We start from the raw sequence: 26415 nt of genomic DNA, 5'->3' as shown, positions 1-26415 counted from the left end.
TAGTCAAATTTTCAAAATGCCCAATAACCCTCAATTGTTGTTAAATCAGCCTTTCTAAGGTTTTCGATTTCCTAACAATTTCCAATAATCGCCAACTTTTACCCAAAAATATATAACTTTTCTATAACTTTTTATTTCACAAATTCGCACCACATCAGCATTTTAGCACCTTTTGAGGTGCTTTTTTCTATAACTTTTTTGCCTTTCTTGTCCTATATTGAAAAACACTTTTAAAATAAGTTGTGACTACTTAAAAACAGTTAATTCCAAAATAAATCGTACAAATCTCGAACAAGTTTTTTCTCCCCCACTATCGGGTTTATAGAAAAGAATGAATGAGCGGTCATTAGAACCGCTTTTTTATTGCGCTTCTTTAGGACTTTGGTCTACTCTCCTTCAATAGGAGTACAAAATCTTAGTTTTTCATTATAATCTCCTAAGTAACAGGCATAATAAAAAGCCCAAGCTCTACTTGAACTTGGACTATAGCTGTATCAATGCATGCTAATTATTTGCGACGTTTCAAGACAGTTGCTCCAGCTGCAACTAAGGCAAGGCCAAAGCCTGTGAAGGAGGCAGCAACTACACCAGTTTTCGGTAAAACAGAATGAGTAGCCGGTGCAGAGGTCGCTTTAGCAGACGAAGATTGTTCTTCCTTAGGTGCTAAGGCTAGGACTTTATCTGTCTTGGTATCTTTATTTTGATTTTCAGTCACTGGATCATGTGTCCAAGAAGCAGTCACTAAAGTTGAAACTTGTGAACCTTCTTCTGCAGTCACTGACTTATCACTATCGCTAGTTGGAGCAACAGCTGTAGGAGTTGCTAGTGTAGGTGCTACAGCAGTGCTAGCTTGGCTAGTTGGAGTAACAAGCGGAGTGCTTGGTACGGTTAGAGTTGGTTTATCTAACGGTTTTGTTGGTTGAATTTCCGGTTTTGCTGTCGGAGCAGGTTTAGGATTCGGTACTGGTACTGGAACTGGATCTAGTTCTGGTTTTGTTGGATTTGGATTCGTTGGTTCTGGTTGTGGTTTTGGGGTTGGCTTTTCTTCCGGTTTTGGTTGAACCGGTTCTGGTTCTGGATCCGGCGTTGGTTCTGGTTGCGGGTCCGGTGTAACTGGTGTCGTTGGTTTTTCATCCAATGTTGGATCTGGGTTTGGCTTGGTTGGTTCCGGATTTGTAGGATTTGGTTTTTCAGCTTCCTTTGTACCGACTAAAATAATTTTATTTTTCGGTTGACGGATAACAACACCCTTCGAATCTCTTAAACCATCCTCACCTTCTTGTTTAACGATGGTTTTACCCTTTTCAAGTGTTGAATCTTCAATTCTTTCCACTTCAAAGGGAATAGGCTCAGTTTTTTGATCTTCTGGTGTCGGTATCGTTTCAGTAATCTTCCCAGCTGGATAATCAGTATCACCAACTTGACGAGATATGGTCAAGGTGCCAATAGGATCTATGGCATTTTTATACTTAGAAGAATCTACGCCAGGGGCAAATTTTGAAAATCTTCCGTAACCAAAGGAAATATTATTAGGATTTAAAATCTGATAAAGGTGGCCGTTATTAGCAGTAAATTTCCCATTGGCTCCTTTCAAGGCAGGTAATTCACTACTCGTCCAAGCCTTCATATCAACTTCGACATTGGGGCGACCCCAGCTCAAGTTTTCCAGTGTGGCATCACTATTTTGATATTGTGGTTTACTTACCCCATCGGGTCCCTTATGGTCAATTTTTCCATGGATAGCTGTTTCTTCCGCCCGGATGTAGGCATCCTTTTCATTCATGCGGTCATAGCGGATGTCATTGACATACTGCTCCTTGGTCAAGCCTTTTTGGGTCACATAGTTTTTAAGTGGAATTCCTTCAAAAGGCACAGTTTCATCATCATAATAAGTATTACGGGTATTGCGAATTATTTCCAAAGCTTTTTCAGCTTGCTGTGGATCTTGGATTTCATAGCTATCATTTGCAAAATCATTGGTTGGAATGGCTGAAGCATATGTTGTCGTCAAAGATACATTAGTAGTTCCATTTTCTTGGGCATGGACCTCTTGAGGATTGGCTGCTAAGAAAGCGGCGACAGCAACAGCGGCAAGGCCAATGTTTAATTTACGAAATGAAAGTGTCTTTTCTTTATTCTGCATGGATTCTCCTCCTTATTCATCTCATGTCCTAAGTATACTATATTTTTACAAAGTATTTATAAAAATAAAATAATTACTTGAAATATTATTAACTTTAATAAGATGAATACGTGCAGAAAAGATATAGGATCATAAAAACTGGCATGTCATACCAAGTCACATAAAAAATAAGCGAACCGACCTTTCCAATAGGGATTTATCGATTCGCTTATTATTTCATTCTGGAATTTACTACTCCAGATTTCTTTATTTTTAATCAAAGCTTATTGTATAGCTTAGGTAATTTATCTTGCATAATCCACAGAACGGGATTCACGTATTACCGTCACCTTAATTTGGCCTGGGTAATCCAGTTCGTCTTCAATACGTTTAGAAATATCATGTGACATCTTAACGACACTTAAGTCATCCACCTTTTCGGGGTTAACAATCACACGAATTTCGCGACCTGCTTGAATAGCGTATGTCTTCTTCACACCACTAAATTCATTAGCTAGGGCTTCTAAACTTCTTAAACGTTGAATATAATTCTCTAATGATTCACTTCGAGCACCGGGACGAGCAGCTGACAAGGCATCAGCGACTTGAACAATAATGGCAATCGCAGAAGCAGATTCGATATCTCCATGGTGGGCCGCAATGGCATTAATAACGATATCATTTTCATTATATTTACGCGCGAGTTCAGTACCAATTTCAACGTGGGTACCTTCCACCTCGTGGTCCACGGCTTTGCCGATATCATGTAATAATCCACTTCGTTTAGCCAGTTGTTCATCTTCGCCAAGTTCACTAGCAATAATACCAGCCAGTTTAGCTACTTCGACACTATGGTTTAAGACATTTTGCCCATAGCTGGTGCGATAGTTTAAACGTCCGACTAACTTGACTAAGTCTGGATGCATATCATGAATACCTAGGTCAAAGGTTGTCTCTTCCCCAGTATCACGAATTTTTGTATCCATTGATTTTCTAGCACGTTCAACCGCTTCTTCAATTTTTGCTGGATGAATACGTCCATCCTTAATTAGATTTTCTAAAGCAATACGAGCAATTTCCCGACGAATCGGGTCAAAACCACTAAGTACCACCGTTTCTGGGGTGTCATCGATAATTAAATCAATCCCAGTCAAGGCTTCAATGGTTTTAATGTTCCGTCCATCTTTACCGATGATACGACCTTTCATATCATCGTTTGGCAAATCGATACGGGTTACCGAAGTATCGGCGACTGTATCGGCAGCAGATGTTTCGATTGCTTGTAAGATAATTGAAGTAGCGAGCTTATGTGCTTGCTCTTTATAGTTTTCTTCTGCATTTCGAATTCGTAAAGCAATTTCATTAGATAAGTTTGCTTCTGTCTCTTTCAAAATCAAAGCCTTGGCATCTTCAGTTGTCATCATAGAAATCCGCTCGATTTCATCTTGGCGTTCCTGAACCATTGCTTGGGCTTCTTCTTCTTTTTGAGAAACATTTTTTAAGCGATCTTGAATCGATTGCTCTTTAGAAAGCTGATCATTTTCCTTATTGGTAAGAACATTTTCACGCCGGTCAAGATTTTCTTCTCTTTGGAAGAGCCTTTGCTCTTTTTGAGTGATTTCTTGACGACGGTCACTTAATTCGCTTTCTACTTGATTGCGATAATCCTGAGCTTTCTCTTTTGCATCTAAAAGAATTTCTTTTCTTTTAGCTTCAGCATCTTTATTTGCTTGAGCTAAAATTCCTTTTGCAGTATTTTGCGCCTCATTACGTTCTTCTTCTTCAACATTTTGACGTCTTTTGTAACCAATTACTAATCCGACTAAAAGGCCAACAATTAAAGTAACGATAACGAAGGCAATAGTTAAACCATCCATAGTTTCACCTCCGTGTCTATTTAATTGTTTGCTTTTTTAAATAAAAAAATCATAAAATTTCAAATGCAAAGCATTTATTTAAATTTTATATTTTTTTCACATTATTGTCAATTATTCTAGAAGCGCTACCAAAAAATTCTCCTTCTGCTCTGAAAGCAAACATAAAGAAGTATTGATAGGATGAGACGCTTATAGATAATAGATACAGGTCATAATCTCATTATTTATAAGACTTTTCTAAAGAAAAACTTGGCTAAGAACACCAAGTTTTTGGAAAAATATTTTATTCTTCATCATCGTTAAATAAATCTAGGGTTTCATTTTCTTCATCGCTTGATGAATCGTTTTTGGCTTCTTCATTGGTTGTTTCATCCTCTGAATCGTCATCTTCAACAGCTGGACCAAAACCATACTCTGCTCGAACCTTACTATCAATTTCCTTAAATATCTCAGGATTTTCGGTAAGATATAGTTTAGCATTCTCGCGTCCTTGGCCAATCCGGTCATCCCCGTAAGAATACCAAGAGCCACTCTTCTTAATGATATCCATGTCAGCAGCTAAATCAACTAATTCACCCGCTTGAGAAATTCCTTGACCATACATAATATCCACTTCAGCAACCTTAAATGGCGGAGCAACCTTATTTTTTACTACTTTAATCTTGGTGCGGTTACCAATAATATCCTGACCGGATTTGATCCGTTCCCCGCGTCTAACTTCTAGGCGGATAGTAGAATAAAATTTTAGGGCCCGTCCCCCTGGGGTGGTTTCTGGGTTACCAAACATGACACCTACTTTTTCACGGATCTGGTTAATAAACATGGCAATGGTTTTCGTCTTATTAATGGAGCCCGATAATTTCCGTAGGGCTTGAGACATCAACCGGGCTTGGAGTCCCACATGGGAGTCCCCCATCTCACCTTCAATTTCAGCCCGTGGAACTAAGGCAGCAACAGAATCGACAACGACAATATCAATCGCACCAGAGGACACTAAGGCATCAGCAATTTCTAGCCCTTGTTCACCAGTATCCGGTTGGGAGAGTAATAGCTCATCAATATCAACCCCCAAAGCTCTAGCGTATTCAGGGTCTAAGGCGTTCTCAGCATCAATAAAGGCAGCAATACCACCTTGTTTTTGAACCTCGGCAACAGCATGTAGGGCAACAGTGGTTTTCCCGGAAGATTCTGGACCGTAGACTTCAATAATTCGTCCACGCGGATAACCTCCGACTCCTAGGGCAATATCTAAGGATAAGGAGCCTGACGGAACAGTCGATACCTGAGTATCCGTTGATTCTCCCATCTTCATTATAGCTCCCTTACCGAAGTTTTTTTCAATTTGTTTAAGGGCCTGGTCTAAAGCTTTTTGGCGATTTGCATCATGTGATGTACTCATTCAATATCCTCCTCGTTTATCTTTCTATCTTAGTCTAACGGCATTAAGTCAAAAAAGCAAGCAAAAATAGAACAAACGTTCTCAGCTTTCTTCTTGGATAAAATCCAACACAGCTTGGTAGATAACCTTTAAACGAATGGCTGAACGGTTGCCATTAATGTGATAGCGTTTGACCTGGGTAGACTGCCCTCGGCTAGCAAAACCACAATAGACGGTTCCAACTTCTTGACCTTCCATCTTCTCAGGACCAGCAACTCCGGTGAAGCTAATGGCATAATCAGCCCCATAGTCCGAGCAGGTTAATTCAGCCATTTGCCGGGCACAAGCCTCGCTAACCATGCCCTCTTGGTCGAGAGTTGCTTGACTTACGCCAATGACGTGAGCCTTGGCATATTCACTATAGGAAACTGTTGACCCTTTAAAAATTTTTGAAGAGCCTTCATGGTTGACCAATAAATGCGCCGCTAGGCCTCCCGTCAGGCTTTCAGCAAAGGCAATCGTTTTTCCTTCTTGGTTCAAATAATCGAACAAGGCATCCATAGGGAGGTAATTATAACCGCTTCCGTAATAATATTCGCCAACGAGTTCAAGTATTTCTTCCTGGGTTTGGTCGAGCAGTTTATCTGTAACTGCGTGATTTTCCCCTTGGGCCGTGAGTCTTAAGGTGACTACTGATTTAGAGGCATAAGGAGCGATCGTTGGATTACTTTGTTTAGCGATCAGGTCTTCTAGACGACTAGTTAAGGCCGCTTCCCCAATACCAAAGAAATTTAAAAAGCGAGAAGCCAATACCTGTTTATTGGACAAATGTTCAAAGAGATAAGGCTTAACCTCATTAATAAACATAGGTTCCAATTCATCTGGAAAACCAGGCAGGAAGACATAGAGACAACCCTTTTTATGAATGAGACTACCACAGGCTTGCCCCGTTGTATTCTTTAGCGATTGGCCATTCTTATAAGTCAAAGCCATTTGTAGGTTGTTGGAGGACATGCTTTGATGGCGGTCCTGGTAGTACTGTTTTATCTGCTCTAAACACTCTTGGTCGTAGATAAGCTCTTCATTGAGATAATCAGCAATCGCTTGCTTGGTCAAATCGTCCTGGGTGGGCCCAATCCCCCCAGAGTAAATGATCATATCGCTTCGTGACTCGGCAATCCGGGTTAATTCAACTAAGCGCTCAGGATTGTCCCCCACCACCGTCTCGTAGTAGTGTTCAATCCCTAGTTCATTCAGTTGTCTAGCGATAAAGGGAGCATTGGTATTAACAATTTGTCCCATCAGCATTTCTGTTCCTACCGCAATTATTTCTGCCTTCATAATTTCCTCCACTCTATTATTCCGTACTTTCAGCAATTTTTATTGTTTTCTTTAAAAACTATCACTAAAGACTTGCCAATTCTTTTTAAAATAATCATAACCTGAATAGATGGTTGCTAGTAAAGCCAGGTAGAGGCAGAACTGTCCGAGTGAAAATGGCAAGGCTTGGAAAGGAAAATCGTTCACTAATAATAAAATGATCGCCAACATCTGGGTACAGGTCTTGATTTTCCCTGGCCACTTAGCTGCCAAAACCTCCCCTTCAGTCACGATTAATAGCCTTAAGCCCGTAACAGCCAACTCCCGCATGACAATAATGGCAACAAGCCAAGCTGGCGCCTTACCTAGAGCAATGAGCTCGATTAGGGCGGTAATGACCAACATTTTATCTGCTAAGGGGTCGGCAAATTTACCAAAGTTGGTCACCAGGTTATCACGACGAGCAATATAGCCATCCAGCCAATCGGTCAAACTCGCTATGGCAAAAATAAGGGCTGCTACAGCGAATTGAATACTCACACTTTGACTGCCAATGGTCCATGTTCCCCAATTAAAAGGAATTTCGATTAATAAAATAAATAAAGGAATCATCAAAATCCTTAGCATGGTCAGTCGATTAGGTAAATTCATTATGACAATGTCCTCCTTTAGGAAAATATCTCTTACATTATATCACGTTTTAGACAGTCAAAAAGCAATCCAGCCCATTAAAAAAGTCAAAGAGCGAGTCACTACTAAAGATTCCCTTCTCTTTGACTATTCGTATAAATGAGAGTGCGACAAGTGCGTTTAAATAAAAAGCGATCTGCACCCGGAATACATTTTGAATGAGATAGTTGGATTTTGAAAAGAGATTAGAGCCTTTAGCCAGGCCACCTAATCTTCTTGATCTTCTTGTTTTTCAGAAATATTAACCGTCCGCGGTTTACTTCCGTTTTGTTCTGAGACAATGCCGCGTGCCTCCATGTCATCAACTAAGCGGGCGGCACGGTTGTAACCAATGCGAAATTGACGTTGCAACATGGAAATCGAAACCGTTTCGCGGCCCTTAACAAAATCAATAACCTCATCCCACATCTCATCAAGGTCGTCAGCCGCGCTATTCTCATTTACTTCACTTGGCATCATCGCTTCACTATAATTAGCCTCTTGCTGGTCTTTAACAAAGTCAACCACGCTTTCAACTTCTTCATCAGTAATGAAGGCCCCCTGTACTCTTAAAGGCTTACCCTCTCCCATGGGCATAAAGAGCATATCACCGCGACCGAGGAGTTTTTCCGCTCCATTTTGATCGATAATTGTCCGTGAATCCGTCCCACTAGACACCGCAAAGGCAATTCGGGACGGCACATTAGCCTTAATGATCCCCGTAATAACATCAACGGACGGCCGTTGGGTAGCTAAAATCATGTGAATACCAGCTGCCCGGGCCATTTGTGCTAAACGGGTGATGGCAGCCTCAACTTCTTTAGAAGCCACCATCATCAAGTCAGCTAATTCATCGACAATAACCACAATATAAGGCAGCAAGGCCTGTTTATCATCACTGGTCTCATTATATTCACTCACATGATGGTTATAACCATCGATATTTCGCTGACCCGTTGCGGCAAACAATTCATAACGCCGCTCCATTTCCTCAACTACCTTATTCAAGGCTTGGGCTGCTTTGCGTGGATTAGTTACTACTGGAGTTAGCAGATGAGGAATACCGTTATAGACGTTTAACTCAACCTTTTTGGGGTCAATCATCATTAATTTCACTTCATTAGGCTTAGCCTTTAATAAAATGGAAACAATCATGCCATTGATGCAGACGGATTTACCAGAACCAGTAGATCCCGCAATTAAGAGATGGGGCATTTTCGTTAAGTCCGCCACCCGGGTGTCCCCATAAATTGACCGTCCCAAGGGAACTTCTAGCAACTTCGTATTGGCTGGCTGGTTCTCAAAACTGTCTCTAAAGGAAACCACAGACACCTTTTGGTTAGGAACTTCAATACCAATCACTGATTTCCCTGGAATCGGCGCTTCAATCCGGATATCCTTAGCCGCTAGGGCCAAGGCGATGTCGTCAGCTAAGTTGGTAATTTTAGATACCTTGGTGCCAACTGCTGGTTCAATTTCATACTTGGTAACTGCCGGACCTAAATTCGCCTTAGTCACCTTGGCATCCACATTAAAGCTGGCTAAGGTCTTTTCCAAGGTTTTGATGTTTTCTTTAATAATGTGGTACTCACTACTTTGATCCGTGTGATGAATCGGATTTAAGAGACTGACTGGAGGGAGTTTATAATCGGGATTTTCTTCTTCGGCCTCGATAGTTAAATCAGATAAATCTTCTCCATCATCCTCTTCGTCGATATCCAGACTTAATTGGCTGGCTTGGTCTTGGCTTTGACTTGCCTTTTCCTGGTCAAGGGCTGATTCTTCATTTGATCCCACTAAGTTTTGGTAGTTGGGGCCCACAATTTCCACAGCGGATTCTTGATTTTGTTCCTCATCAAGCCTTACTTCATTGCCCTTATCTTCCACTTCAGGGAGTTTAGGGGAGTGATCTTCCACAAGAGGGGCTGACTGACTTTCCTTAACCTTATTCGCCTTGGCTTCTTTACGTTTAGCAGATTTCTCCTTAGTAGCATTTATAAAGCCTTGTAGCCACTGCACCGCCATTTGAAACAGATTTTGGACACTGGAAATCATTTCTTGACCGGATATATTTAGGCAGTAAGCTAGCCAAGCTAAAGCAGCTAGCAAAATAAGTAGGTAAGTCCCCCATTGGCTGAGAATAAAGTAACTCACTTGATAGAGGCCAGCACCCATGATACCGCCACCAACATCGGGCTGAAAATTTCCTTTAAAACCTGCCAAAAAGTGATTTAAACTAACGGCAAATAGAGATTCTCCCTTGGCCATGACTTCTTTAAACTGGATTGCATGGCAGAGTAAAGCCAAAATGGGGACGGCTAATAGCAGAGAACTGTAAGGGCGTTTGCGCCAATTTGGTCCTTGATTGGTTAACAAATAGGCAAGGGCGGTAATGGCCACCAGGAAAAAGCCCAATAGATAGAGCTCGCCCACCAAAAAGCGCATGCTGGCTTTGACAATTCGACCTAAAAAGCCCAGTTGAAAGCTCCCTAGCCCGGTTAAAATTAAAATAAAAAAAGCGATAATCGCTTGTTGGTAAGTATTATTTGTTTTTTTCTTTGAACGTGTTTTTCTTTTTGCCATAGTTCCTCCCGACTCATCTCTTCTTAAGTCAATCAGTCTTCATTATATAATATCCCTCCCATTTTTTAAAGCTGGGTCTTGGTGGGCCTCTCCATAGAATCAATCAATTTATTAGAGGGATTATGTTAAAATAAAGCAATGGGAGATGATCATATGCTAACCAGTAAAATACAAGTTCAAGGCCGAGTACAAGGTGTCGGCTTTCGTTTTCACGTTACCCGCCTAGCCAATAAACTGCAACTGACCGGTACGGTAAAAAATGAGTCCGATGGCAGTGTGACTATCCAATTACAGGCAGATGAAAGCCAAAGAGAACATTTTATCACAGAGCTCCAAGATCCTAAGAATATCCCTTACGCTAGAATCGACCAGCTGAGTGTCACGGAAGAAAAAGATCTTCCAGCCATGCACGATTTTCACCCCATATATTGAAAAAAACAATATTTTTCGCTAAAATTAGGGGCGTTCGACAAATCTATAATTAAGGAGTGCTATTTTGAAAACAAGTACCAAATCAAAACACCTCCAGCTGCTCAGTCTATTGGCTGCCTCTTCCCTATTCTTAGGAGGCTGTGTGAGCCGTAACCAAGACAGCTGGACTTTTCGTTTAATTGCCAGTCCAATTAACCAGTTAATTGAGTGGTTGGCCCAATTTTTCAATGGTAACTATGGCTTTGCTATTATTGGCCTAGTGATCATTATCCGCCTACTACTTATTCCACTCACCTACAAGCAACAAACCAGTTCCATTCTAGGGACAGAGAAACGCCGTTATTACCAACCTTACTTGATGAAATTCCAAGAGTTAATCCAAGGCGCCGAAACTCCAGAAGAACAAATGGAATATACCCGTCAACAACAGGCCTTTATGAAGGATAATAACATTTCTTTATTTGGAAATATGGGCTGTTTACCCCTATTAATTCAGTTACCTATCCTTTCCGGGATGTATGTGGCGATCTATAATAACCAAAATATTGCCAACTACAATTTCTTTGGCTTCTCTTTAGGAGAACCCAACCTGGTTTTAACAATTATCTTTATTCTTTTATCTTTCTTACAAACCCGGATCAGCATGCAAACCATGCCTGAAGAAGTCCGCGAGCAACAAGGTAAATCCATGCTATTTATGCCTCTCATGCTCGGTTTTGTTGTCTTCAACGTCCCTGCTGCCATTGGTTTATACTTAGTAACAACCACCATTTGGGGAATGCTCCAACAATTGGCTATTAATACCTTTGTTCATCCTCGTATTAAAGCCAAAGTGGAAGATGAAATGAAGGATAATCCCATCCGCTTTGACCAACATTATAAACCCAATAATACGGTAAAAGACGTCACCCATACAGCAAATTCCTCAACTTCATCAACTAAGCCCCATAAATCTAACCGGAATGCGGGAAAACAAAACAGAAAGAAATAAAGTTTTAAGTAAGCATTCAAACTAAAACACCCCCTAGCTGCTAGCGCATTAAGCTCACAGTTAGGGGGTGTTTTAATGTCTTTTTTATGCTAAGAGTTATCCTCATCGCGCATGACATAACCAGCACCGCGGATGGTTTGGATATACTTTTGATTCCTATTGGGATCAATTTTATTACGTAGGTAACGTATATAAACGTCCACGACATTGGTTTCAACCACACTTTGAAAGCCCCAGACATCTTTAAGTAATTTTTCCCGGCTCAATACCTTATTGATATTCTCCATAAAAATGACTAATAGATCATACTCGCGCTTGGTTAAGTCTAGGACTTCTTCGCCGCGATAAGCAAGATGATTTTCTTTTTCTACTAGTAAATCGCGAAAGACCAAGCGGGTCTGTCTAATGTGGTTTTCATTGGCTTCAATGGTCATACGCCTTAAAATTGAGCGTATGTGTGCTAAAAAAACTTCAATTGGAAGCGGCTTAATTAAATAACCATCAGCTCCTTGGTCCAAGGCGGACACTTGGTCAATGACCGATGAGCGCTGGGTCATCACTAGAATTGGGACCGTCATCTCTTGCCGCAAGCGGCGCATGACCTCTAAGCCGTTTAACAAAGGCAAATCTAAATCAAGTAAAATCAAATCCCATTGGTGTTGATGAGCCAGTTCTAAGCCCATTGGACCATCATGAGCGATTGTGGCAAAATAATTTTCACTATTTAACTCATCACCGAGGTAATGCACCCATTCTTCTTCAGCATCGATTAAAAGAATTTGCTTTTTTGCTTCCAAACCCTAACACAACTCCTTAATGCGGATTACTGCTTAACTTCCTTTTCTTCATCCCATAAGAAATGATAAGTTCCTTCTTGGTCCACTCTTTGATAAGTATGGGCCCCAAAATAATCTCTTTGTGCTTGGATCATATTAGCAGGTAGTGTGGCTGAACGATAGCTGTCATAATATGAAATCGCACTAGTAAATCCAGACACCGGAATACCCGCTTGAACTGCTGCACTCACCACATCCCGGGTAGCTTGTTGGTATTTAGCGGCTATTTCCTTAAAGTAATCATCTAAAAGAATATTTTCTAATTCTGGATTATTCTCATAAGCAGCCATAATTGTTTCAAGGAATTGTGCCCGAATAATACATCCCCCTCTAAATATACTTGCAATGGCCTTATAATCTAAGTCCCAATTGTAAGTCTTGCTTGCTTCACGGTATTCCACAAAACCTTGGGCGTAGCTCATTAGTTTAGAGAAATAGAGGGCTTGACGGATTTTTTCAATAAAGGCTTCCTTATCCTCAACACCTTGCACTTGGCTTGGTCCTTCTAAGACTTGGCTAGCACGGACACGTTCATCCTTTAAAGCAGAAATATAACGTGCATAGACTGAATCCGTAATAGTTGGTAGTGGCACCCCTAAGTCTAAGGCCTCTTGAGATGTCCATTTCCCAGTTCCCTTATTACCCGCAGCATCAAGAATAACGTCAATCATTGGCGCTTGGGTTTGGGGGTCCTTCTTGGTCAAAATATCAGCAGTAATTTCAATCAAATAGCTGTCTAATTCGCCTTGGTTCCATTGCTTGAAGTATTGGGCGCATTCTTCCACGCTTAAATCTAAATAATGACGCAATAAATCATAGGATTCACTAATTAATTCCATGTCCCCATATTCGATACCGTTGTGGACCATTTTAACAAAGTGACCGGCCCCATTTTCACCAATATAGGTCACGCAGGGTTTACCATCACTTGGTGCCTTAGCCGCCATGGCTTCAAGAATATCTTTCATTTCTAGATAAGCTTCTTTTTGACCACCTGGCATTAAAGCAGGTCCCTTCAAGGCACCCTCTTCACCACCAGAAACACCCATACCGATAAAGTGGATACCGGATTGGGCTAATTTTTCTGAACGACGTATAGTATCTTTGAAGTAGGTGTTTCCCCCATCAATGAGGATATCGCCTTCTTCTAAAAGAGGTAAAATTTGGTCAATAAAATGATCAGTAGCTGCCCCGGCCTTTACCATGAGTAAAATACGACGAGGACGTTCAAGATGTTCAACAAATTCTTCTAGGGAACGGGTAGGGACTAAGTTCTTGTCCTTATTTTCTTCATAAACGGCCTCCATCCGTGAGGTAGTCCGATTATAAATAGCGACCGTATAGCCGCGGCTTTCAATATTTAGGGCTAAGTTTTTCCCCATTACCGCCATTCCGATTACACCAATTTGTGCTTGAGTCATAGTAGTTCCTCCTACATTCTAATAACATTCGATGAGATTGCGTCATTAGGCTTCTCATTTCAATGATAATATTATCAAAGTCTTTAGCAAAAATAAAGACGTAGCCAGGCACTTGTTTTCTTCCTTTACTTAAGTGAAGGCTTAAAGAAATCTTTCTAAGTCCACGTTAAATGTCATTAGCCTTTATGCTATAATAGCAAGGAGATTATTGTAAGGAGCGTTATAAGGATATGTCAAATTCAACGAATTGGAAAGAGCAACGAGAAAAAGCCTATGAAAAATCAGAACGAAAAAAAAGACGTAAGAAAAGATGGGGCAAATTATTCACCTGGGCCATGTTACTTGCCCTCGTTTCGGGTGTAGTGATTAGTCTAGGTGTCGCCGTTTACGGGTATTTTTTCTAAATAAGCGCTAAAAAGCTTGCCAATCGAGAGAGGCAAGCTTTTTATATTATTCTGTTTTATAAACTGGATGAAGTCATTGCTGTGTTTAAAGCAAGTCATCCATGGCTTCTTCTTGGGCACTGCTTTCCTCTAAGGAATGGTGGTCAATTCGCTCAAAGTTAAGCTTAGCTAGGCAATTGTCCACTAGACTGTCAATATCAAGACGAGATTCATAATATTCACAGCGGTCCACTCTTGGCTTAGTACTTGGTGAAGCCGGTGCAAAAACAGTACAGCAGTCCTCAAAAGGTTGAATCGACAAATCAAAAGTATCAATCGCCTGGGCAATATCAATAATTTCTAATTTATCCATGGTAACAACAGGACGAATAATCGGTGTTGTCGTCACGGCATTGATGGCATACATGGATTCAGCAGTCTGTGAAGCCACTTGTCCCAGGGACTCTCCATTAATAATGGATAGGGCATGGTACTGGTCACGAATGCGGTCAGCCACCCTTAGCATCATCCGCCGGGTAATGGTCATTAAATATTCACTGGGGATATGCTCCTTAATGGCTTCTTGAATTTCTGTAAAAGGCACTTCAATAAAATCGATCCAAGAGCCGAATTTAGTTAACTTACCCGCTAATTGTTTCGCCTTTTCTAGGGCTTGGGGACTGGTATAGGGTGGTGAAGCAAAGTGGATGGCAATGGGTCTCACTCCACGTTTCATGGCTAAATATCCTGCTACCGGAGAATCAATCCCCCCAGATAACATGAGAATCCCACGGGAACTGGTTCCCACCGGTAAACCGCCGATCCCTTTAATCCAGTCAGAAGACACGACAAAGTCCTTGAAGCGGACCTTAACCCGGATAGTGAGGTCGGGCTTTTTCATTTTAACTTCTAAATCGGGGAATTCTTCCATCAGATAAGCCCCTAATTCCCGGTTAATAGCATTGGTATCCATATGATAATTGTGGTCGGAGCGGGAAGTAGCAACCTTGAAGCTATGAATTTCCCTTTCATCTAATTTTTCTTTCACCACTTGTTTGGCCACTTCTTTTAACAGGTCAAAGTCGCGGCCAATTTCGTAGACAGGACTATAACTTTGGATACCAAAAATATATTGTAAGCGATCAATAACGATTCCCTTATCGACGCCATTAAGCTCAATAAACATGAAATCGAACTGTTCACTCACCTTAAGCTGTGGATAGTCGGAAAAGATTTGGCGGATATTTTCAGCTAAACGGTTAATAAAACGGCGTTTATTTTTTCCCTTAACTGATAATTCACCATAGCGAATCATGATTTTAGTTTCCATAAGACCTCCTATTGGATAACAGTAAATTTTTGACGTAATTCTTCAAAAGTGTCAATAAAGCGTTGAGCTTCTTCTTCTGTATTTTCAAAGCCAAAGCTTAGACGAATAGCCGAATGAGCCCAAGACCCATCGACTCCCATGGCTAGTAAGGTTGATGAAGAATGACCGGTTTGGCGGCTAGAACAGGCACTGGTGGTGGACACATAGATGCCCTTTTCTTCCAAAGCGTGGACCATCACTTCTCCACGAACCGCCTTTAAGGCAAAGCAGAGTACATGGGGAGAAGCGCCTGATTCAGGAGAGAAAATGCGGATGGTATCAGGGTATTGTTTGAGGTAAGCTCTGATTAAAGCTTGGATGGCTTCTTGGCGCTGATTTTCTTCCTGAGCCCGCTCTAAACTTAAGCGGAAAGCCTTGGCTGTTGCCACAATTCCGGGCAAGTTTTCGGTACCACTCCGTAGATTCGCTTCTTGGCCGCCACCTTCTACTAAATTCTTTAAAGTCCGGTTTTTCTTTTTGTAGAGAATTCCCACTCCCCGAGGCCCATTGAATTTATGCGATGAGAAGGAATACAAATCTACCCGAGAATGAATGAGGGGATTCTTAAAACGGCCTAAGCTTTGGACGCCATCAACATGGAAGTGGATGGTGGGGAAATCGGTTAAAATTTCAGCTATCTCCTTGATCGGTTGGATGGTCCCAATTTCATTATTTACAGCCATGATTGACACCAGAATCGTATCCGGTCGTAATGCGGTCTGAAGATCCTTGGGGTTTACCCGCCCTTCCTTATCAACAGGTAAGTAAGTCACTTCAAAACCTTCTTGTTCCAGCTCTTTTAAAGTATGACTGACTGAGGGGTGTTCAACACTAGAAGTAATGATATGTTTACCCCGGCCAGCTTTTTCGTAGGCTGTGCCTTTAAGCGCCCAGTTATTGGATTCCGTTCCCCCACTGGTAAAAAAGATTTCCTCTGCCTGACAGCCACAGAGTTCTGCGATTTGCTGGCGGGCCTTATTGAGCAAGGCTTTGGCTTGGTTACCTAAGTCATGCAAGCTGGAGGGGTTGCCGTAATAATTCTCCATGGTCATCACCAGGGACTTTAAAGCGGCAGGATCAATTTTAGTTGTTGCACTATTATCAAAATAAATGATTTCTGACATGATTACTCCTTTATATACGGACAAAATAATGACTGCTAGTCATTCAATCAATGGATAAAAAGCAAAAGTGCATCAAATCAATAGCTATCCAATTGATTGAAGCACTTTTCTTGTTTAGAGACTGATCAATGAGTCCCTATTAATATTTAATACAAACGCTCTTCTTTCTCTTGACGATATTGGTTCTCGACTTTATTAGAAGCCCCTGACTCTAATTGGTCAACAGCTTGACTAATGGTCTGATGGGCTTTTTTATAATCGAAAGTTTGATTAAAGTAATAAGAAGATTTTTCGATGGCTTGATTCAGTTCAGGATGGTTGGCCCGGTAGCGGTTAGCATATTGAACGGTTTGTTCGGTCAATAAGGCTTGGTCAATCATATTTTCCGTTTCTAAATCAAGACGCTCAATTGCCTCGGAAACTTCATTGACGAGCTGGTCAATTTCATCCATATCCAGTTTGATCCGATTCATTTTGCGCTCGAGTTCTTCAACTTTATCTTCAGTAGCAAAATAACGATCTAGATAAGCATCAGGCAGTCCCGGTAAATGATACTGATTAACCCGGCGTTTCATATTACGCATATCTAAGTCGAAAGTATAGAGCATGTCACGGGCATCGCGTTCTTTTTGCCGGAGATTGGCTAAGGAGCCCACAATATGGGATTGGGCCTTATCAATTTCATTAAGTTGTTCATATTTGTCTTTATAAACGCTCTGCATGTCGGTATAGGCAATGACGTGGGCTCCTAGACGTTGGTTAACGGTATCTACTTCTTCGTGGATGCGGTCAATTTGATCGGCGTAGTCCTGTAACTTGCCCAGTTCATTATCATGGAGCAGATAATTTTGGGACACCCGGTCAATTTCTAGTGAGCCATAGCGATTACTTTGGCGGACTTGGTTAATTCTTTGTTCAAGGTTACCTTGGTTTTTCTCAATATATTCCTTAGCCCGTAATTCAACTTCCATTAATTCATAGCTGCGGTCAATTTGAGCTTCAGTTGCGCTCATTAAGGAAGATGTTTCACTTAAATCGCATTCAGCTAAGGCTGCATAGCATTGCTCGATGCCCTTTTCTACCTGTTGAATTTCTTCATCAACCCGTACACCAGAAGGGAACTGGAAGTCCATATCTAGCATTTGCGAATAGCCAGATTTAAGGTCTTCAAGTTGTTCTTCATATTCATTATCAATCTTATCCAATAACTTAGGAATTTCTTCCATCATCGCTTCTAAGGCTTCGATATCTTCCTTAGTTTGGTCTAAAACATCATGAGCTGCTAGGTAGTCGGCATCGCTCATTAAGGTATTGTATTTGGTAAAGTCCAATTCAATATAAGAAAGATGTTTTTCCAAAGTTTCTTGTGAATCCCCATAGGCATAACCATGGGCAAGGAGTTGTTTTCTTATTTTGGCATAGCGGTCATTAACCTCTTGAAAATAAGCTTCATTTTTTGACTCGCTAGCTAAGAGTTCTTCTAAGGATTGATTGATATTCTGAACATCTTGCAAAGTATCATAAATCAACTTTTCGGTTTCTTCGGCCGTTTTTCTAGACTTAATCAGCGAAAATTTATCAGCATCTGCCTGGGCCTGCACCAGTGCCGCTTCAATTTCAGGCAACTTATACTGTTTAATGGTTTGCCACTTGGCTTGTTCAGCCTCAAATAGCCGGCGTGTATTTCCACTCACATTTTTATTACGGATAGTGTAGAGTTTATCTGCAACAGGAATGGCCATGATCTCCTGTTTCTTCTCATCAAGTTCTAGGTTGGTTTTGCTTTGCTTGCGACCTAAGTAGTAGAGTAGGCCATAGCCAATCAAAATAATCACAATGATGATGATTAGAGCAATTATAAATCCCACTGTCTTCCCCCCTCTATTGCTAAAAAGACGCTTTTATACCTAATAATAAACATTATACGCTAAAGTTGGGACTTAGTCCACACTAGCCTCAGAGCAATGGCCAAAGTATTCGCCAGGCAAAGGTCTACTCCCGCTATACAATAAAAGTCTGTTACAAAAACTGTAACAGACTTTTCTAAAAGCAGATTAAACTTGGTTGTAGTATTCAACAACGAGTGATTCGTCGATTTCTTGGTTCATTTCATCGCGTTCTGGTAAGCGTGATAATGAGCCTTCTAGTTTATCAGCATCAAATTCAACATAAGGAACGTGACCGTATAAACCTTCAACAGAATCTTTAATCACTTGTAAGTTCTTAGATTTTTCACGAACGCCGATAACTTGTCCTACTTCAACAATGTAAGAAGGGATATCAACACGTTTGCCATCAACAGTGATATGTCCATGGGAAACTAATTGACGTGCTTGGCGACGGGTAGAAGCTAAACCTAAACGGTAAACCATGTTATCTAAACGTTGTTCTAAAAGGGTCATGAAGTTGGTACCCACAGTACCTTCTTTGATCTTTTCAGCACGGTTGTATAGATTATGGAATTGCTTTTCAGTTAAACCATAGATAAAACGTAATTTTTGTTTTTCTTGTAATTGAAGACCGTATTCAGATAAGCTCTTACGACGTTGGTTAGGTCCATGTTGACCAGGAGCGTAAGGGCGACGAGCTAATTCTTTACCAGTTCCGGATAATGAAATCCCATAACGACGTGATTTCTTCCAGCTTGTTCCAGTATAACGTGACATAAATTGTTTCCTCCATTTTTTAAAATAATTAGTATTGGAGTAAAATAATTATGGAATTGATCGCATTCGTGTAGTTCATCCAAGGCTTTCCCCTATGCAGCCGCAGGTACTCACTACACCATTCGTGGGCGAACTATTGACGAGCTTGCTTCAACTCTGCTGCATTATTTTACACAACCACTAGTGTACTAAATATCAGCCCTGCTGTCAATTTATTTACCAATATTTTTCTGATACTTCATCCTAAGCAGACTTATTGAAGTTTTGCTATAAAGTCCAGGGTAGCTTGGGCGCTTTGACGCCCCACTTTTTCAATAAACTCTTCAAAAGTTATATTAGCATCATGGTTAGCGGTATCTGAGATGGCCCGGATAATGACGAAAGGAATCTTAAAACGATAAGCCACTTGCCCTATCGCCGTGCCTTCCATCTCGGTACACATGGCTCCGGGGAAGTGCTCTTGAATCCAAGCCACCTTGTCTTGGCTAGCGATAAAGGAATCTCCAGAAACAATCGGGCCAACTTTAATGTTAGCTTGGCTAGCATGTTCAGAGTAATACTGATAAAAAGCTGAACGCCATTGAGGGTCGGTTGGGTAGTTCACCGGCATCCCATCCACTTGGCCTAAGACATTATCAAACGCAGTTGCATCGACATCGTTATAGATGGCATATTCCGCCAAAACAATGTCACCAATCTTTAAACTAGGATCAATAGCTCCAGCTGAACCGGTATTAATAATCACATCCGGATCTTCCAGAGCAACGACAGTCGTCGCCAAGGCCGCATTGACCTTGCCGACCCCGGACTGGGCAATCACTAAGTCCTTGCCTTGATAGCTGCCTAGCCAATAGGTCATATCAGCGATAGTCTTTTCTTCTAAATGGTCAATAGTTTCAATATAATAATTCACTTCCCGACTCAGGGCCGCGATAATAGCAATTTTCATTCTTCTCTCCTATACAAAAAATGCGATAGCTGTCACTATAATGATGGCTAAAATTAAAATAACGATGCCCCAATTAAGGAAGCGGTCTATTGAAGGCCGCTGATTAGCTTTTCTTACGCTTTCACTTTGATTCGTTTCATCAAGGTCTGCTGATTGGCTCGCTGCTTTAGTCGCTTCCAAGTCTGTTTCGTCCTCTTGAGAGCTTGCAGAAACTTCCTCGCCCTCCTGATCACTAGCTGCTTCAGAGTGATTGACTGAGGGCGTTGGACGAGATTCATTATCCACTTCATCTTGATCATCAAACTCTTCCTCTTGTTTGAAGAGGCGCCGCCAGATATTCTTGCGGTTGTTCTTTTCCCGGGCCTTCCGATAAGAGCGTCGGGTAATTAAAGGATCCTTTTGCTTCATAATGATTACTTCGTTTCACCTCGTAATTTGATAATCTCCCATTGTTTGACGGCATAAATGGTCTTCATGTCACAGATATCTCCTTTTTCAATCGCCGCTTGTACTTCTTCGAAACTCAATTGAAAAACTTCAATATGTTCATCCGCGTCTTGGGCTTTAGGATGAGCGACCTTAGCCAAGCTGGAGGCTTGATAAATTTGAAGATATTCATCTAAATAGCCCGGTGAGACATAAAATTTATCCAGGGCTTGCCAGTTTTTAGCTTGAAAGGCGGTCTCCTCTTCGAGTTCACGCTTGGCAGCAGTTAACAGGTCTTCTCCGGGATCGACTAAGCCAGCTGGAATTTCTAAAATAGCCTTTTCGATGGCTTTACGGTATTGCTTGACCAGTAATAATTTATCATTGTTAAGGGCTAAAATTGCCACTGCCGGGGCATGGTGGATGATTTCGCGATTGGCTTTTTCTTTATTTTGTAACTCCACCACGTGCTTTTCAACTTCAATCAAACTTCCTTGGTAAATGGTTTCTTTAGTGAGTGTTTTTTCACCGAATTCCATGAGGCTACCCCTTTTCTTTGAAATTAAATTCTTTTTTATTGTAACAAAAATCTCTCAGAATGGGTCAAGCTCTCTTATTCTTAAGCAGAACTTACATATTATTTGTTAAAAGCGTCTTTTTCAACTAGAATATAAACAGACAAAAATAAAGGAGGTAATCACTATGGGTTGGATTTGGTCCCTCATTGTTGGTGGTGTACTTGGTGCAATCGCTGGTGCCATCATTGGTAGAGACGTTCCCGGTGGAGTGATTGGAAATGTAATCGCAGGTATTCTCGGTTCCTGGCTAGGTGGAAAATTAATGTCTGGCTTCGGTCCAGAAATCGGTGGTTTTTACATTATCCCTACTCTACTCGGTGCCATTATTATTTTGCTCATCTATTACTGGCTGGCTAAAAAGCTAGGCTAATTAATTATCAATTAAAAAAAGGCCCTGAGTCACTTGATTAGCATTTAATCAGTGACTCAGGGCTTTTTATTTTTCTTAATGGCTGCTATTTATCAGCGCTTAAAGCCGCCATAGTAACATAGTTATAAGGTTGGTTATAGTGAGGCAAGAAGAAGATATCTAGGAGTTGTAATTTATCCATGGTTAATTGTTCTTGAATGGCTAAGGAGAACATGTGGATTAATTGGTGCATATCGTAATGAGAAGCTAATTGGGCACCTACGATCCGGTTACCTTCTTCAGTATAAACAATCCGAATTTTTACCTTTTCATTCTTTTCTTCTGGCATAAAGCCTGGTAATTGTAAGTCTTCATAGTCAACATATTTCACTGGAATATCGGCTTTTTTCGCAGCCTTAACACTTAAACCGGTGGAAACTAATTTCAAGTCAAAGATTTCAATCCCATTTGAGCCTTGAACACCAGCGCCATCAATGGCAGTCCCTGCTGCATTGTGGGCACCAACGATCCCGGCACGAACTGCATTACTTGCTAAGGCAATATAGGTAGTATCTTGCAAAGCGTTGGAATAGTTGGTGGCACAGTCACCCACAGCATAAACATCAGGGTCAGAGGTTTGGAAACCACGGTTAACTAAATATGCGCCATTGCCGAAACGTTCCAAGTGGTCTTCCCCAAGGTTTGAATTAGGTCTAAAGCCGATACAGTTAATCACAGCATCCACTTCATATTGGCCTTTATCGGTTTTTAGTCCAGTGACCCGTCCATTTTCACCTAAATACTCTTGGGCGAATTCACCGTAATGGGTCTCAATCCCGTTTTCTTTAAGGTTTTCATCCATTAATTGGGAGAACTCTTTGTCATAGTAGGAAGCCAAACAAGTATCTTCAGCATCGAATAATAAAACATTCTTACCACGACGTCTTGCTGCTTCAGCAATTTCTACCCCAATATAACCGGCACCAATAACGGCTACGGTATCTACACCTTCCTTGCTGAGTTCTTGGTCAACCGCTTGGCCTTCTTGGAAGAGTTTTAAGAAGTGGATCCCATCTAAGTCTTTACCTGGTAAGTTAGGAGCAATTGGTGCAGAGCCTTCAGCAAGAATTAACTTATCATAAGATTCTTCAATTTCTTGCCCGTCTTTTGTTTTGGCATAAACGACCTTCTTATCAAAATCAACCTTTTCCACATTAGTTTCCAAAGAAATTTTAGCCCCTTTGGCTTCAAAATCTTCTGGTTTAGTATAGAAAAGTCCTTCATAGCCATCGATTTGACGACCTACCCATAAGGCAGTCCCGCAGCCTAAATAACTTAAGTTTGAGTTGCGGTCAAGCATGACTAATTCATTGCCTTCTCCATAATTATCTAAGATAGTATTTGCCGCTGCAATCCCAGCATGGTTTGTACCAACAATTACAAATTTCATTTTGCTACCTCCTAAATTTTGTACTATTTTCTACATGTTTATTATATCACGAAGTCATGTAAGCGCTATTTATATTAGCGAATTAGCGTAAAATCAAGGTAAAAAGACACAATTTGTATTTATTTTCACTAACTAGATACAATTATTGTTTATTTTATAACTAAATTAGCTTTTTGCTTTCCTTTTTTGTTTTTATTTACCCCTCTTCTATGGATTAGACAAATAAAAAAAGCTACCCCAATCAGGATAGGAATCTGATTGGAATAGCTTATTCATTTATTGAACGTTCACCGCTTGAGGGCCTCTTTGTCCCCAAGCAATTTCAAAAGCTAGAAGATCATTGACCAGCACTTTTTCATAGTCAGCTGCCTGTAAGGCAGTCCGGTGGATAAAAACATCTTTTTCAAAATAAGGATGAAGGACTTGGATAAAACCATAGCCACGTTTTTCATCGTATGACTTTAAAATTCCTTGGTACATGACTAATCTTCCTCTTTGACTAGTGCTTCAGGGAAGTAATTAAGAACGATGTCAGCACAACGTTGGCAAAGACTTTCAGCTCCTTCAACACTACCTACTGAAGGATAAACGCCCCGGCAACGGTCACACACCTTACCCTCAGCCGGAACAATGGCAATGGCATAGTCCTCGTAATCGCTGGCTTGGTTATCTGCTTCTTGATAGTCTTTAATTTCTAACTGGGAAACAATCAGATAAGTTTTTAGGTCATCCCCAATGCTTTCCAAGAATTGGCGACTATCTTCCTTAGCATAAACAATGACCTTGGCTTCTAAAGACTTACCGATCACTTTTTCGTTACGAGCACTTTCTAGGCTATGGTTAACATCATCTCTAAAGTCAAAGAATTTTTCCCATTTTGCTTTTAATGCTTCAGCATTACTATAGTCTTCTACTTCAGGGAAGTCTGCTAATTGAACATAGTCCTCAGCTTCACCCATGTAGGACCAAATTTCTTCCGTGGTATGAGGAATGATTGGTGTAAGTAAAATAGTAATCTTCTTCAATACTTCGTACATTACTGTTTGCATGTTGCGACGTTTAGGATCATCGGCTAAGAGAATATAAGTGACATCCTTGGAATAATCCAAATAGAAACTAGACATGACTTGGGTGAGGAAATTAATGATTTCTTGATAAATACTGTTGAAATCATAGTGATTGTAGTAGTCAATGACATGGTCGACTAATTCATTAAGTAGGACCAAGATATATTGGTCAATACTGTCAAGATCGTCGTAAGCGACATAATTTTCCTCGGCATCGAAATCAAAGAGATTGCCTAGGGTAAAGCGCAAGGTATTCCGAATCTTCCGGTAGGACTCAGCCACTTGACCCAGGATATCATCAGAAATGCGGACATCATAGCGGGAATCTACTGAAGCCACCCAGAGGCGCAAAATATCTGCCCCACGTTGGTCACAGACATCATTAGGAGACACGGTGTTTCCTAATGACTTACTCATTTTACGCCCTTCCCCATCATTAACAAAACCTTGGGAAACGACTTCCTTATAAGGCGCATGGTCATTCACTGCAACAGAGGTTAAGAGACTAGAGTTAAACCAACCACGGTATTGGTCAGACCCTTCCAGATACATGTCTGCTGGATAGGAAAGATCATTTCGCGTTTGTAAAATCCCAGCCCAAGATGAACCTGAGTCAAACCAAACGTCCATAATGTCATTTTCCTTGGTGAATTCTCCATTTGGTGAGTGTTCATTTTGGTAGCCTTCAGGGAGTAAGTCTTTGGCTTCTTTTTCAAACCAAATATTTGACCCATGTTCTTCGAAGAGCTTAGCCACATGGTTGATGGTTTCTTCGCTAATGATTGGTGTGCCGTCTTCTGCATAGAAAATAGGTAGCGGAACGCCCCAGACTCTTTGTCTAGAGATGACCCAGTCACCCCGGTCGCGAATCATGTTATAGATCCGGTGTTGACCAGAAGGATGCCACCAAGTCACTTCATTATTGATAACATCTAGGGTCTTTTCACGAATTTTGTCTACTGAACAGAACCATTGAGGGAGGGCTCTAAAAATAACTGGTTTCTTGGTCCGCCAGTCATGGGGATAACTATGGACAAAGTATTCTACCTTTAATAAGGTGCCATTTTTAGTCATTTTATCAATGACTAAGTCATTCCCTTCTTCGTAGAAGATCCCTTCTAAGCCTTCAGCTTCTTCAGTAAAGCAGCCTTGGTCATCCACAGGGGATAAGACATCTAAGCCATATTTAACCCCGACATAGTAGTCATCTTCCCCATGTCCAGGCGCCGTATGAACTAAACCAGTACCTGATTCAGTGGTCACATGGTCTCCCAGGATGAGTAGTAATTCGCGGTCATAGAATGGGTGGTTGGCCTTCATCAATTCCAGGTCTTGGCCTAAGACTCTATCTTCAACTTGATAATCGGTCCATTGGAATTTTTCTGCTAAACTTTCTAGCAGTTCGCTAGCAACGACATAGTGATGACCATTGACCGCCACTAAACTGTATTCGATTTGTGGATGAACTGCAATAGCTTCACTAGCAGGCAGGGTCCATGGTGTGGTGGTCCAGATAATAAATTCAGTATCCTCTGGTAACTTACCCTTAGTATCCTTGGCCTTGAAGGCAGCATAGATACTTGGGGTTTCCACGTCCTTATATTCAATTTCCGCCTCAGCTAAGGTCGATTCACTTGAAGGTGACCAATAGACCGGTTTATTTCCCCGATAAATTAAGCCCTTCTTAGCCATTTCACCAAAAACTCGAATTTCTTGAGCTTCAAACTTTTTAGTATAGGTAATATACGGATCTTCCCAATCACCTTGTCCCCCTAGTCGTTTGAAATCTTGACGTTGGCTATCGATTTGTTGGCTCGCGTAATCTTGACAGATCTGACGAAATTCAGCGGTCGACAATGACTTACGGTCTACCCCTGAATTAGTCACTGCTTGTTCAATCGGTAGGCCATGGGTATCCCAGCCCGGCACATAGGGGCTGTAGTAGCCCTGCATGCTTTTAGAACGGATAATGATGTCCTTGGTAATCTTATTTAAAGCATGACCAATATGAATATTCCCATTAGCATAGGGAGGGCCATCATGGAGAACAAAGGGTTGATTGTCCTTATTTTGTCTCAAACGTCTTTCATAAACCTGATTTTCTTCCCATTCTTTCTGACGTTCTGGTTCTTTTTTGGGTAAATTTCCCCGCATAGGGAACTTAGTTTTTCCTAAGTTTAAAGTATCTTTCATTTTCATAAACAATTGCTTCCTCTCATTAAAATAAAAAAACACACCGCCCAAAGGGACGATGTGTGCTCGTGGTACCACCCAATTTTACAGATAAAGTTCTGCCTTAAAGTCTTAACGCAACTAACGGCCCAGCTTACTCTACATGTTCAGCCAAACAGGTCAACAGATGATAATCTAAGGCTTTAATCATCTATCTCACACCCCACATAGACTCGCTCACACTAAAGTACCC

22 protein-coding genes are annotated in these 26415 nt (G+C 41.1%); 4 read left to right on the top strand and 18 right to left on the bottom strand.

Going from position 1 to position 26415, the window contains the following annotated elements; all coding sequences use genetic code 11:
• Positions 1-508: 508 nt before the first annotated feature.
• From DBT49_RS03570 to DBT49_RS03545, 6 genes are all read right to left on the bottom strand, one after another.
• Complete coding sequence (locus DBT49_RS03570) at positions 509-2143, bottom strand: G5 domain-containing protein (protein WP_111872398.1); 1635 nt, start codon at positions 2141-2143, stop codon at positions 509-511.
• A gap of 284 nt (positions 2144-2427) precedes the next feature.
• Positions 2428-3999: a ribonuclease Y gene (rny, locus tag DBT49_RS03565; protein ID WP_064292335.1), complete on the bottom strand. Its 1572-nt coding sequence runs from the start codon at positions 3997-3999 to the stop codon at positions 2428-2430.
• A gap of 283 nt (positions 4000-4282) precedes the next feature.
• Positions 4283-5398 (bottom strand): recombinase RecA, encoded by a 1116-nt coding sequence (gene recA, locus DBT49_RS03560; RefSeq protein WP_070559210.1) that lies wholly within the window; start codon positions 5396-5398, stop codon positions 4283-4285.
• Positions 5399-5479: 81 nt separating this feature from the next.
• Positions 5480-6718: a competence/damage-inducible protein A gene (locus tag DBT49_RS03555; RefSeq protein ID WP_070559212.1), complete on the bottom strand. Its 1239-nt coding sequence runs from the start codon at positions 6716-6718 to the stop codon at positions 5480-5482.
• A gap of 51 nt (positions 6719-6769) precedes the next feature.
• Positions 6770-7348 (bottom strand): CDP-diacylglycerol--glycerol-3-phosphate 3-phosphatidyltransferase, encoded by a 579-nt coding sequence (pgsA, locus tag DBT49_RS03550; RefSeq protein WP_070559214.1) that lies wholly within the window; start codon positions 7346-7348, stop codon positions 6770-6772.
• A 246-nt stretch (positions 7349-7594) separates the two neighbouring features.
• Positions 7595-9949, bottom strand: a complete 2355-nt coding sequence (locus tag DBT49_RS03545; protein ID WP_070559216.1) for a DNA translocase FtsK — start codon at positions 9947-9949, stop codon at positions 7595-7597.
• A gap of 153 nt (positions 9950-10102) precedes the next feature.
• On the opposite strand from DBT49_RS03545, the gene DBT49_RS03540 reads away from it, so the two are divergent.
• Together DBT49_RS03540 and yidC are read left to right on the top strand one after the other, a co-directional pair.
• Complete coding sequence (locus tag DBT49_RS03540; protein WP_070559218.1) at positions 10103-10381, top strand: acylphosphatase; 279 nt, start codon at positions 10103-10105, stop codon at positions 10379-10381.
• Between the two features lie 64 nt (positions 10382-10445).
• Positions 10446-11372, top strand: coding sequence for a membrane protein insertase YidC (gene yidC, locus DBT49_RS03535; protein ID WP_070559220.1), 927 nt, complete (start codon positions 10446-10448; stop codon positions 11370-11372).
• A gap of 89 nt (positions 11373-11461) precedes the next feature.
• Here the strand turns inward: yidC and DBT49_RS03530 are convergent, their stop codons facing one another.
• Together DBT49_RS03530 and gndA are read right to left on the bottom strand one after the other, a co-directional pair.
• A complete protein-coding gene (locus tag DBT49_RS03530) occupies positions 11462-12169 on the bottom strand; it encodes a response regulator transcription factor (RefSeq protein ID WP_013668854.1) in 708 nt (235 codons plus the stop codon).
• 26 nt (positions 12170-12195) lie between these two features.
• The gene (gndA, locus tag DBT49_RS03525; protein WP_070559222.1) at positions 12196-13629 is read right to left on the bottom strand and encodes an NADP-dependent phosphogluconate dehydrogenase; all 1434 of its coding nucleotides are present in this window, start codon (positions 13627-13629) and stop codon (positions 12196-12198) included.
• A gap of 230 nt (positions 13630-13859) precedes the next feature.
• Here gndA and DBT49_RS03520 point away from each other — a divergent pair, with 230 nt between their 5' ends.
• Positions 13860-14033, top strand: a complete 174-nt coding sequence (locus DBT49_RS03520; RefSeq protein ID WP_060778013.1) for a hypothetical protein — start codon at positions 13860-13862, stop codon at positions 14031-14033.
• A gap of 85 nt (positions 14034-14118) precedes the next feature.
• Here DBT49_RS03520 and thiI read toward each other — a convergent pair whose 3' ends face one another.
• From thiI to DBT49_RS03485, 7 genes are all read right to left on the bottom strand, one after another.
• On the bottom strand, positions 14119-15342 hold the full coding sequence (gene thiI, locus DBT49_RS03515) for a tRNA uracil 4-sulfurtransferase ThiI (RefSeq protein WP_070559224.1): 1224 nt from the start codon (positions 15340-15342) through the stop codon (positions 14119-14121).
• Between the two features lie 8 nt (positions 15343-15350).
• A complete protein-coding gene (locus tag DBT49_RS03510; RefSeq protein ID WP_070559418.1) occupies positions 15351-16496 on the bottom strand; it encodes a cysteine desulfurase family protein in 1146 nt (381 codons plus the stop codon).
• 155 nt (positions 16497-16651) lie between these two features.
• Positions 16652-18373 (bottom strand): septation ring formation regulator EzrA, encoded by a 1722-nt coding sequence (locus DBT49_RS03505; protein WP_111872397.1) that lies wholly within the window; start codon positions 18371-18373, stop codon positions 16652-16654.
• A gap of 186 nt (positions 18374-18559) precedes the next feature.
• Positions 18560-19171, bottom strand: coding sequence for a 30S ribosomal protein S4 (gene rpsD / locus DBT49_RS03500; protein WP_111872396.1), 612 nt, complete (start codon positions 19169-19171; stop codon positions 18560-18562).
• A gap of 253 nt (positions 19172-19424) precedes the next feature.
• The gene (locus tag DBT49_RS03495) at positions 19425-20120 is read right to left on the bottom strand and encodes a 5'-methylthioadenosine/adenosylhomocysteine nucleosidase (RefSeq protein ID WP_070559228.1); all 696 of its coding nucleotides are present in this window, start codon (positions 20118-20120) and stop codon (positions 19425-19427) included.
• 9 nt (positions 20121-20129) lie between these two features.
• Positions 20130-20528 carry a hypothetical protein gene (locus DBT49_RS03490; RefSeq protein WP_070559230.1) on the bottom strand — a complete coding sequence of 133 codons (399 nt, stop codon included), beginning with the start codon at positions 20526-20528 and terminating at the stop codon, positions 20130-20132.
• A gap of 5 nt (positions 20529-20533) precedes the next feature.
• Entirely contained in the window at positions 20534-21085 is a 552-nt protein-coding gene (locus DBT49_RS03485; protein WP_070559232.1) for an NUDIX hydrolase, read from the bottom strand.
• A gap of 163 nt (positions 21086-21248) precedes the next feature.
• Here DBT49_RS03485 and DBT49_RS03480 point away from each other — a divergent pair, with 163 nt between their 5' ends.
• On the top strand, positions 21249-21494 hold the full coding sequence (locus DBT49_RS03480; protein WP_013669621.1) for a GlsB/YeaQ/YmgE family stress response membrane protein: 246 nt from the start codon (positions 21249-21251) through the stop codon (positions 21492-21494).
• An 85-nt stretch (positions 21495-21579) separates the two neighbouring features.
• Here DBT49_RS03480 and nox read toward each other — a convergent pair whose 3' ends face one another.
• From nox to ileS, 3 genes are all read right to left on the bottom strand, one after another.
• A complete protein-coding gene (nox, locus tag DBT49_RS03475; RefSeq protein WP_070559234.1) occupies positions 21580-22923 on the bottom strand; it encodes a H2O-forming NADH oxidase in 1344 nt (447 codons plus the stop codon).
• A gap of 276 nt (positions 22924-23199) precedes the next feature.
• Positions 23200-23403, bottom strand: a complete 204-nt coding sequence (locus DBT49_RS03470; RefSeq protein ID WP_070559236.1) for a cold-shock protein — start codon at positions 23401-23403, stop codon at positions 23200-23202.
• Positions 23404-23405: 2 nt separating this feature from the next.
• Entirely contained in the window at positions 23406-26189 is a 2784-nt protein-coding gene (ileS, locus tag DBT49_RS03465; protein WP_070559238.1) for an isoleucine--tRNA ligase, read from the bottom strand.
• Positions 26190-26415: the final 226 nt, after the last annotated feature.

It is taken from the genome of Aerococcus mictus, from assembly GCF_003286595.3.
GTDB lineage: Bacteria > Bacillota > Bacilli > Lactobacillales > Aerococcaceae > Aerococcus > Aerococcus mictus.
Note: the sequence above shows the minus strand (reverse complement) of the source record. Positions and strands in the feature narration are given on the sequence as shown.

Coding starts and splice junctions, on each gene's coding strand:
- DBT49_RS03570 (WP_111872398.1), bottom strand. CDS start 2,143: ATGCAGAATAAAGAAAAGACACTTTCATTTCGTAAATTAAACATTGGC.
- rny (WP_064292335.1), bottom strand. CDS start 3,999: ATGGATGGTTTAACTATTGCCTTCGTTATCGTTACTTTAATTGTTGGC.
- recA (WP_070559210.1), bottom strand. CDS start 5,398: ATGAGTACATCACATGATGCAAATCGCCAAAAAGCTTTAGACCAGGCC.
- DBT49_RS03555 (WP_070559212.1), bottom strand. CDS start 6,718: ATGAAGGCAGAAATAATTGCGGTAGGAACAGAAATGCTGATGGGACAA.
- pgsA (WP_070559214.1), bottom strand. CDS start 7,348: ATGAATTTACCTAATCGACTGACCATGCTAAGGATTTTGATGATTCCT.
- DBT49_RS03545 (WP_070559216.1), bottom strand. CDS start 9,949: ATGGCAAAAAGAAAAACACGTTCAAAGAAAAAAACAAATAATACTTAC.
- DBT49_RS03540 (WP_070559218.1), top strand. CDS start 10,103: ATGCTAACCAGTAAAATACAAGTTCAAGGCCGAGTACAAGGTGTCGGC.
- gndA (WP_070559222.1), bottom strand. CDS start 13,629: ATGACTCAAGCACAAATTGGTGTAATCGGAATGGCGGTAATGGGGAAA.
- DBT49_RS03520 (WP_060778013.1), top strand. CDS start 13,860: ATGTCAAATTCAACGAATTGGAAAGAGCAACGAGAAAAAGCCTATGAA.
- thiI (WP_070559224.1), bottom strand. CDS start 15,342: ATGGAAACTAAAATCATGATTCGCTATGGTGAATTATCAGTTAAGGGA.
- rpsD (WP_111872396.1), bottom strand. CDS start 19,171: ATGTCACGTTATACTGGAACAAGCTGGAAGAAATCACGTCGTTATGGG.
- DBT49_RS03495 (WP_070559228.1), bottom strand. CDS start 20,120: ATGAAAATTGCTATTATCGCGGCCCTGAGTCGGGAAGTGAATTATTAT.
- DBT49_RS03490 (WP_070559230.1), bottom strand. CDS start 20,528: ATGAAGCAAAAGGATCCTTTAATTACCCGACGCTCTTATCGGAAGGCC.
- DBT49_RS03485 (WP_070559232.1), bottom strand. CDS start 21,085: ATGGAATTCGGTGAAAAAACACTCACTAAAGAAACCATTTACCAAGGA.
- DBT49_RS03480 (WP_013669621.1), top strand. CDS start 21,249: ATGGGTTGGATTTGGTCCCTCATTGTTGGTGGTGTACTTGGTGCAATC.
- nox (WP_070559234.1), bottom strand. CDS start 22,923: ATGAAATTTGTAATTGTTGGTACAAACCATGCTGGGATTGCAGCGGCA.
- DBT49_RS03470 (WP_070559236.1), bottom strand. CDS start 23,403: ATGTACCAAGGAATTTTAAAGTCATACGATGAAAAACGTGGCTATGGT.
- ileS (WP_070559238.1), bottom strand. CDS start 26,189: ATGAAAATGAAAGATACTTTAAACTTAGGAAAAACTAAGTTCCCTATG.